Below are 7,117 nucleotides of genomic sequence, written 5' to 3' on the forward strand. Positions count from 1 at the left end.
TCGGGAACTCCGTGGGATCACGCAGACGATTGTTCCTCATCTCCGGCTGTGGTCAGTTGAAGCGGGTCGGTTGTGTGGCACACGTCGGCGGTATTGCACACTGGAGCGGTGACTCAGGTTGGTGACGGCGAACGGCACGGTGAGACCGAACGGCTGCTGGCAGCCGTCGACATCGCGCGTTCCGCGCTGCTCGATGAAGGTCAGCGGCCCGGAGCGCACCGGCGCAGTGTCGCCGAGGGCGACTGGGCCGCCGCGCACTACTTCGATGCCGAGCTCACGGGCTACCGGGGGTGGCAGTGGTGCGTCGTGCTGGCGGGTTCCCCGGGCAGCGACGAGATCACGCTCAGCGAGGTCGTGCTGCTTCCGGGTGACGGCTCGCTGCTCGCGCCGCCGTGGGTGCCGTGGTCGGAGCGGGTCGCGTCGGGCGATCTGGCACCGGGCGATCTGCTCGCCGCCGAACCCGACGACCCGCGTCTCGTGCCGAACCAGATCGACACCGGCGACGAGTTCCGATTCGAGTCCGAGTCCGTGGAACCCGACGACATCGGTCAGGTCGCGGGCGAGCTGGGGCTCGGCCGCAAGAGACTCCTGAGCCCGGAGGGACGCGCCGAGGCTGCGCAGCGCTGGTACGACGGCGACTTCGGTCCCGGCTCGGAGATGGCGCAGGCCGCGCCGTACTCGTGCTGTACCTGTGGTTTCTACGTCCCGCTCGCGGGTGCGCTGCGCGCCGGCTTCGGCGCCTGCACCAACGAACTGGCGGCCGACGGGCGCGTGGTGTCGGCCGAATACGGATGCGGTGCGCACTCGGACGTGCAGGGCCCCAAGGGGAACGGATCGCCCGCGTATGACGCCTACGACGACGGCGCGATCGAGGTCGTCGAGATCTCCCGGGACGCGGAACCGGCCCGGACCTGATCCGGCGCGAACCGACCGTGACCGACGATCCGTTCGGCACCGCGACATTGCGGTCGTCGACCCTGGATGCGTGGGCGGCGTCGCCGACCCGGTTGGCCGAGGACGCGGCCGCCGAAGCGGATCTGGTGACCGTCGGCTACCGGGATCGACTGCTGACCGAACTGGCCGCGAACGCCGCCGACGCGGCCGCGGCGGCCGGTGTCGAGGGCCGGCTGGCGGTCTGGGTGGACGGCACCGAGTTGCATGTCGCCAACACCGGGGCCCCGCTGACTGATGCGGGGGTGCGTTCACTCGCCGCGTTGCGGGTGTCGGCGAAGGCCGCGGACGACTCGGGCGCCCGGCAGATCGGGCGGTTCGGGGTCGGCTTCACCGCCACCGCGACGGTCGCCGATCGAATCGAGATCCGTTCGCGCAGTGGGTCGGTGGTCTTCGACCGAGCGGACACGATGGACGTCGCGCGAGCTGCCGGGATCTCCGTCGCCGGGCCCGCGGACGTGCCGGTGCTGCGGCTGGTGTGGCCGACGGATCAGACGCCGACCGATGGCTTCGACACCGAGGTGGTCCTGCACCTCCGGGAGGAACCCGGCCCGCTTCTCGCCGCCATGCTCGGCCAGGCGCCGGATCTGGTCGTCGAACTGACTGCGCTGCAACGGATCAGCGTCGGCGATGTCGAGGTGTGGGCCGAACGGTCGGCGGGGCCGGACGTCGACGACGATGCCGCGCGCTCGGTCGTGACGACGGTGTCCGTCGTCGGTGCGCCGGACGCGACCGGCCTGCCGTCGACGCGCCGATGGCTCGAGGTCGCCCGGGGCGGCACACGCTGGCTCGTCGACGCCGACGGTGAGCCCGCGGCGGCCGGCGAGGTCCTGCGCGCCCCCACGCCCACCGACATCGAACTCAGCCTGCCGTGCCGGTGCATCACCGACCTGGCACTCACGCCGGATCGACGGCACCTCCATCCACGTGCCGAGATCGGCGATGCGGCAGCGGGTTACGTCGATCTCGTGCGGCTCGTCGAACCGGTGCGCAGGGTCGAGCTGGTACCCGAACTGCATCTCGCGCGTAATCCAGACGACGCGCGTCTGATCGAGGCGGTTCGCCGCGAACTGCGGGATGTCGCGTGGCTTCCGGCGGCGGCCGGTGCCGACCTGGTGCCACCGCGCGGGGTGATGCTCGTGGGGCTGACCGATCGGCTCGCGGAGATCCTCGGCGACCTGTTCGGTGATCTGATCCACCCGGATCTGTCGCTGACACAACATCTCCCGACGCTGGGCCGGCTGGGTGTGTCGGAGCTCGGGCTCGCGGGGCTCGCCGAACGTCTCGTCGGCGTCGAACGTGAACCGTCGTGGTGGCACGACCTGTACGCCGCCCTTGCGCCCCTGGTGTCGACCGGCCGCGAGGTGGAAGAACTCGGCGCCCTGCCGATCCCGAGATCGGACGGACGGATGGCGATCGGGGTGCGTGGGCTCTTTGTCAGTGACCGGATCTCGACCCCCATGCGGTGGATCCCCACCGTGCATCCCGAGGCGCGCCACGAACTGCTGACCCGACTCGGCGTCGCGGATCTGACGGTCGCGCAGGCAGTCTCGGACCCGGCGTTGCGCAGCCTCGTCGAAGATGTCGACTTCGATTCGGCCGGCCCCGACGATGACCGGCTCGCCGTCGAGGTGTGTGCGGTGTTGCGAGCCGATCCGGAAGCACCGGCGCCGCCGTGGCTCTCGTCGCTCGCCCTCCCCGACGCCGACGGCGAGTTGCGGCCGGCCGACGAACTCCTGCTGCCGGGCAGCCCGCTGCTCGAGGTCTTGGTCGACGATCACCCGTTCGGTGTGGTCGACGCCGAGGTGGTCGCCGAGTGCGGCGTCGAGGAACTGCGGCGGATCGGCGTCGGCTGGGGTTTCGTGACCGTCGACGACGACCTGCCCGTCGCGCCCGAGCATGACCTGCCCGACGAGGAGGACTGGTGGGCCACCCTCCCGGACGCGCCCGAGAAGCTCAGTGCAGTACGGGATCTCGACTTGATCGAGGACCGGCGCTGGCCGGAGGCGTTGACCATGATGGCCACCGACGAACGGGTCCGGCCGCTGCTCGCCGACCGGACGGGTTACACCGCGTGGTGGTTACGACGCCATGCGGAGATCGACGGTCTGCTGCTGGGGGAGTACCGGTCGCCGTCGGATGAGGTTCTCGAGAACATCATCGATCCCCTCGACCACCCGTATGCCGACGAGCTCGCCGGCACCCTCGCCCGGCTGGAACCCGACTCCGCCGACGACGCGACGCTGCTGCTGACCCGGCTGGGCGATCGGGAGCGTGTGATCAGTGCGGGCGCAACGGTGTCCGTGCATGCCGCCGTCGTCGCGGCGTGCCGGAGCGGCGTCGTCGATGCGCACGACGTCGAGGTGCCCGAGCGGGTGCGCACCCTCGCCGGCACAACCGCCGACCGCGCGGTGGTCGTCGACCGGCCGTGGTTCCTGCAGACGCTGGCCGACGACGAGGCGGTACTCGCCGGACCCACCGTGGTCTCGGCCGACGCCGACCTGCTGGGCACGCTGCTCGACCTGCCGCTCGCGAGCGAGGAGTATTCGGCGACGGTGTCCGCGCCGGGGGAGGCAGTCGGCTGGGCGCACCCCGCGGTGGTGCGCTTCGGGGCGTCGCGGGGGATCGAGATCCCGCACGGCGATGTCCGGCTACACGACGAACTGTGGATCGCGTTGCGCAGCAACGACGGCGGAGACGGCCCCGATGTCGCACGGGAAGTGCGGGTCGAATGGTGGGTCGACGACGCGGGTGTCACCCACCTCGAGCGTCCGGGCCGGCGTCGATCCCCGCGGTGAGGATCGACGCGAGCTGGCGGTAGGCGGCCGCGTCGTCGAGTCCGGTCGCGGCCCACACCTCGCGACGCTGGATCCGGGTCATCATGGATGAGGCGAGGTCGGCGGCGAACGCGGCGTCGACGTTGCGGAACTCGCCGGCCGACACCCCGTCGGCGATGAGCGCCTGGACCCGGGACGATGCCGCCGCGGTGTTGCGCTCGTACAGTGCGCGTGCCGGTTCGAACGCGTCGAGATCGCGCATGAACGCCTCCGAGGCCGGTGCGAGTGCCTCACCCACCGCCACCAGGTAGACGATGACCCGTTCGCGCGGACTCGACGACGCCGCGACCCGTGACTCGACCTGTTCGGTCGCGCTGCGGAAGAAATGCGTCACGGTGGCGGTGACCAGTTGTTCCTTGCTGGCGGCGAGGGTGTACAGCGTCGACTTCGAGCAACGGAGTTCGGCCGCGATGGAACCGATCGACAGGTGCGCGAACCCCTCGCGCAGGATCAGCTCGAGAAGGGCGTCGAACAGCGCGGCCCGTCGGCGGGTGGCGAAACCCTGGGTGGCCATGCGTGCTCCCTTCCGCTGTACGAACGCTGCCCGAAATAGTACTGTGCAGAAGACCTGAGTACTAGTTTCGTAACCCTGGAGGTCTGGAATGCCGGTCGATCGCCTGCTCCCCAACGACGAGGCGCGCGACCTGATCGCGCTGGTCCGCGACATCGCCGACAAGCGCATGGCGCCGATCGTCGATCAGCACGAGAAGGACCGTCGGTACCCGGACGGGTTGTTCGCCGAACTGGGTGAGGCGGGGTTGCTCGGGCTGCCCTACCCGACGGAGTGGGACGGCGGGGGCCAGCCGTACGAGGTCTACCTGCAGGTGCTCGAGGAGCTCGGCGCGCGCTGGGCTGCGGTCGCCGTGGCGGTCAGCGTGCACGGGCTGGCCTGCCATCCGCTGTTCAACTTCGGCACCGACGAACAGAAGCAGCAGTGGCTGCCGGACCTGTTGAACGGCAAGCTGATCGGTGCCTACAGCCTGAGCGAACCCCAGGCCGGCTCCGACGCCGCGGCGCTCGCGTGCCGCGCCGCACCGACCGACGGCGGTTACTCGATGACGGGCTCGAAGGCGTGGATCACGCACGGCGGCATCGCCGATGTGTACAACGTCTTCGCCCGCACCGGTGAGGGTTCCAAGGGGGTGTCCTGCTTCTTCGTCGCCCGGGACACCGAGGGGCTCAGCTTCGGCAAGCCGGAGGACAAGATGGGCCTGCACGCGGTCCCGACGACCGGCGCCACCTACGACGACGCGTTCGTCGAGGAGGGACGCCGGCTGGGGGCGGAGGGGCAGGGGCTGCAGATCGCCTTCTCCGCGCTTGATTCCGGACGCCTGGGCATCGCTGCGGTGGCCACCGGCCTGGCGCAGGCGGCGCTCGACGCCGCCGTCGACTACGCGCAGGAACGAGCCGCGTTCGGCCGCAAGATCATCGACCACCAGGGGCTGTCGTTCGTGCTCGCCGACATGGCCGCCGCGGTCGACTCGGCCCGCGCGACCTACCTCGACGCCGCTCGACGCCGCGATGCCGGCATCGACTACACGCGGGCGGCGGCGACCGCCAAACTGGTGGCCACCGACGCCGCGATGAAGGTCACCACCGATGCGGTCCAGGTGTTCGGCGGTTACGGCTACACCCGCGACTTCCCGGTCGAGCGCTACATGCGCGAAGCGAAGATCACCCAGATCTTCGAGGGCACCAACCAGATCCAGCGGTTGGTGATCGGTCGGTCGCTGGCGCGGTGAGTTCGCCGGCCGTCGGTGTTCAGCGCGGGTTGTAGTAGAACGCGCGGTCGTCGAGGCGCCGGAATCTCGGTCCGCCGAGTCTGATCATCAGCCGCAGGATGGCGGGGATGCGGGCGTAGACCGCCTCGCGGTCGGGACCGGTCAGCCCTTTCGCCATGAGCGGGCACGTCCGCAGGGTCTCGGCCAGACCGGAGCGCTTGCTCATCTTCTCCTCGAAGGCGTCCCAGTCCTGCGGCGTGAGGCGGCGCTGCACGATGGCGATCGCATCGGTCTCCTCATGGGCCAGGTGTCTGCCGAGGACCTCCTGGGCGCGTTGCAGCGCGTCCGCGAGGGTGGCCCGGGTCTGTTCGTCGGCGCGTTCGCTCATCCGCGCGAAGCCGGCCGCACACTCTTCGAGCAGCGGATCGATCTCGTCGTGCTCGTCCTCCATCGCCTGCAGGACCTCCGCCTCGGCGTTGTCGCACCGCTCGAGCAGCAGCGGCCACAGTTCCAGGTCCTCGCCGGTGTGGTGGTGGTGCAGCGCATGGGCGAACATCGCCCATCGACGGGAGAGCGCACGCCAGGTCCCCGCGTCGTCGACGGGGGTGGCCGGAACGGTGGCGGCGAAGTCGGCGAGGTCTCGCCGGAATCCGTGGTGCAGGACGTACATCATGAACGGGTCGAGCGGTCCGTCGGGCGCGGCCGCCTGGCCGGGGAGCCGGAGCTGGATCGGGTGAGCGGTGTGGGCGGGGTGGGCGGGGTGGGTCGTCATCGCGGGGGTCCTCATCGATACGTGGTCGGGCGGGTTCGAGGACCACAGTGGGCGGTGACGCTTGCGATGTGCTTGAGGGCGACTTGAGCGACGCCTGGATAGGGTGGCGGGATGTTCATCTCTCCGACGACGATCGACGAGAACATCCTGAACTGGGTGGTCGAGAACCGGTCGGAGCCGTGGGTCTCGATCGCCGAAGTGGTGACGGTGCTCGGCAACACGGTGACGATGTTGATGCTGACATGTGCGGTCGTGGTGACACTCGCCGTGACCCGGCACCGAGTCGACGCGGTCTTCGTCGGCGCCGGAGTGCTTTTCGGATACGGTCTGATGCAGGCACTCAAGTACTCGTTCGCGCGGGACCGGCCACCCGTCGAAGACCGTCTACTGAACATCGACACCTTCTCGTTCCCCTCCGGGCACGCGATGATGACGATGGTCGTGTTCGGGCTGTTCGCTGTCGCCGCGTTTCGCTGCTCGCCCTGGGTGCGGGCGCATCGCTGGATCCTCGTGATCGCCCCCGTGCTGTCGATCCTCGTCGGCCTCACCCGAATACAACTCGCCGTGCACTGGGCCACGGACGTCGTGGCCGGATGGTTGTTCGGGGCGATCTGGGTGGTGTTCTGTACCTGGATACTGCTCCGGTACGAATCACGCCGCAGCTCCGGTGGTCTCGCCGGGGTTCAGCAGTAGACCACGCCCAGCGCGGTATCCGGCCGGGGTTCACTGTGGAGTTGTCAAGGGACTGATGCGGTCCCGGGTGTGGCCCGGGTGCGGAAGGTGCTACGCGAAAGTCTGGTGGTCTGTGGCGGCAGCGGTCAGGCGGCGTCGTCGAG

Annotated in this window: 6 protein-coding genes; 4 read left to right on the forward strand and 2 right to left on the reverse strand. The window is 69.9% G+C overall.

Annotated elements, in window-relative coordinates; translation table 11 throughout:
• Positions 1-108: 108 nt before the first annotated feature.
• Complete coding sequence (locus KB201_RS05620; RefSeq protein ID WP_078113542.1) at positions 109-915, forward strand: DUF3027 domain-containing protein; 807 nt, start codon at positions 109-111, stop codon at positions 913-915.
• 17 nt (positions 916-932) lie between these two features.
• Positions 933-3,749, forward strand: a complete 2,817-nt coding sequence (locus KB201_RS05625) for a sacsin N-terminal ATP-binding-like domain-containing protein (RefSeq protein WP_211538559.1) — start codon at positions 933-935, stop codon at positions 3,747-3,749.
• Here the strand turns inward: KB201_RS05625 and KB201_RS05630 are convergent.
• Positions 3,706-4,302: a TetR/AcrR family transcriptional regulator gene (locus KB201_RS05630; protein ID WP_058251621.1), complete on the reverse strand. Its 597-nt coding sequence runs from the start codon at positions 4,300-4,302 to the stop codon at positions 3,706-3,708. The two genes, KB201_RS05625 and KB201_RS05630, sit on opposite strands and share 44 nt — an antisense overlap.
• Before the next feature lie 88 nt (positions 4,303-4,390).
• Here KB201_RS05630 and KB201_RS05635 point away from each other — a divergent pair, with 88 nt between their 5' ends.
• The gene (locus KB201_RS05635) at positions 4,391-5,530 is read left to right on the forward strand and encodes an acyl-CoA dehydrogenase family protein (protein ID WP_058251620.1); all 1,140 of its coding nucleotides are present in this window, start codon (positions 4,391-4,393) and stop codon (positions 5,528-5,530) included.
• Positions 5,531-5,549: 19 nt separating this feature from the next.
• Here KB201_RS05635 and KB201_RS05640 read toward each other — a convergent pair whose 3' ends face one another.
• Positions 5,550-6,281, reverse strand: a complete 732-nt coding sequence (locus tag KB201_RS05640; RefSeq protein ID WP_058251619.1) for a hemerythrin domain-containing protein — start codon at positions 6,279-6,281, stop codon at positions 5,550-5,552.
• A gap of 111 nt (positions 6,282-6,392) precedes the next feature.
• Here KB201_RS05640 and KB201_RS05645 point away from each other — a divergent pair, with 111 nt between their 5' ends.
• On the forward strand, positions 6,393-6,974 hold the full coding sequence (locus KB201_RS05645; RefSeq protein ID WP_058251618.1) for a phosphatase PAP2 family protein: 582 nt from the start codon (positions 6,393-6,395) through the stop codon (positions 6,972-6,974).
• The last annotated feature ends 143 nt before the right edge of the window (positions 6,975-7,117 follow it).

Source organism: Gordonia sp. SCSIO 19800 (assembly GCF_018132775.1).
Taxonomy (GTDB): Bacteria; Actinomycetota; Actinomycetes; order Mycobacteriales; family Mycobacteriaceae; genus Gordonia; species Gordonia hongkongensis.

Bases quoted from the DNA above. Each gene is read 5' to 3' on its own strand.
- KB201_RS05630 (WP_058251621.1), bottom strand. From the start codon at position 4,302: ATGGCCACCCAGGGTTTCGCCACCCGCCGACGGGCCGCGCTGTTCGAC.
- KB201_RS05635 (WP_058251620.1), top strand. From the start codon at position 4,391: ATGCCGGTCGATCGCCTGCTCCCCAACGACGAGGCGCGCGACCTGATC.
- KB201_RS05640 (WP_058251619.1), bottom strand. From the start codon at position 6,281: ATGACGACCCACCCCGCCCACCCCGCCCACACCGCTCACCCGATCCAG.
- KB201_RS05645 (WP_058251618.1), top strand. From the start codon at position 6,393: ATGTTCATCTCTCCGACGACGATCGACGAGAACATCCTGAACTGGGTG.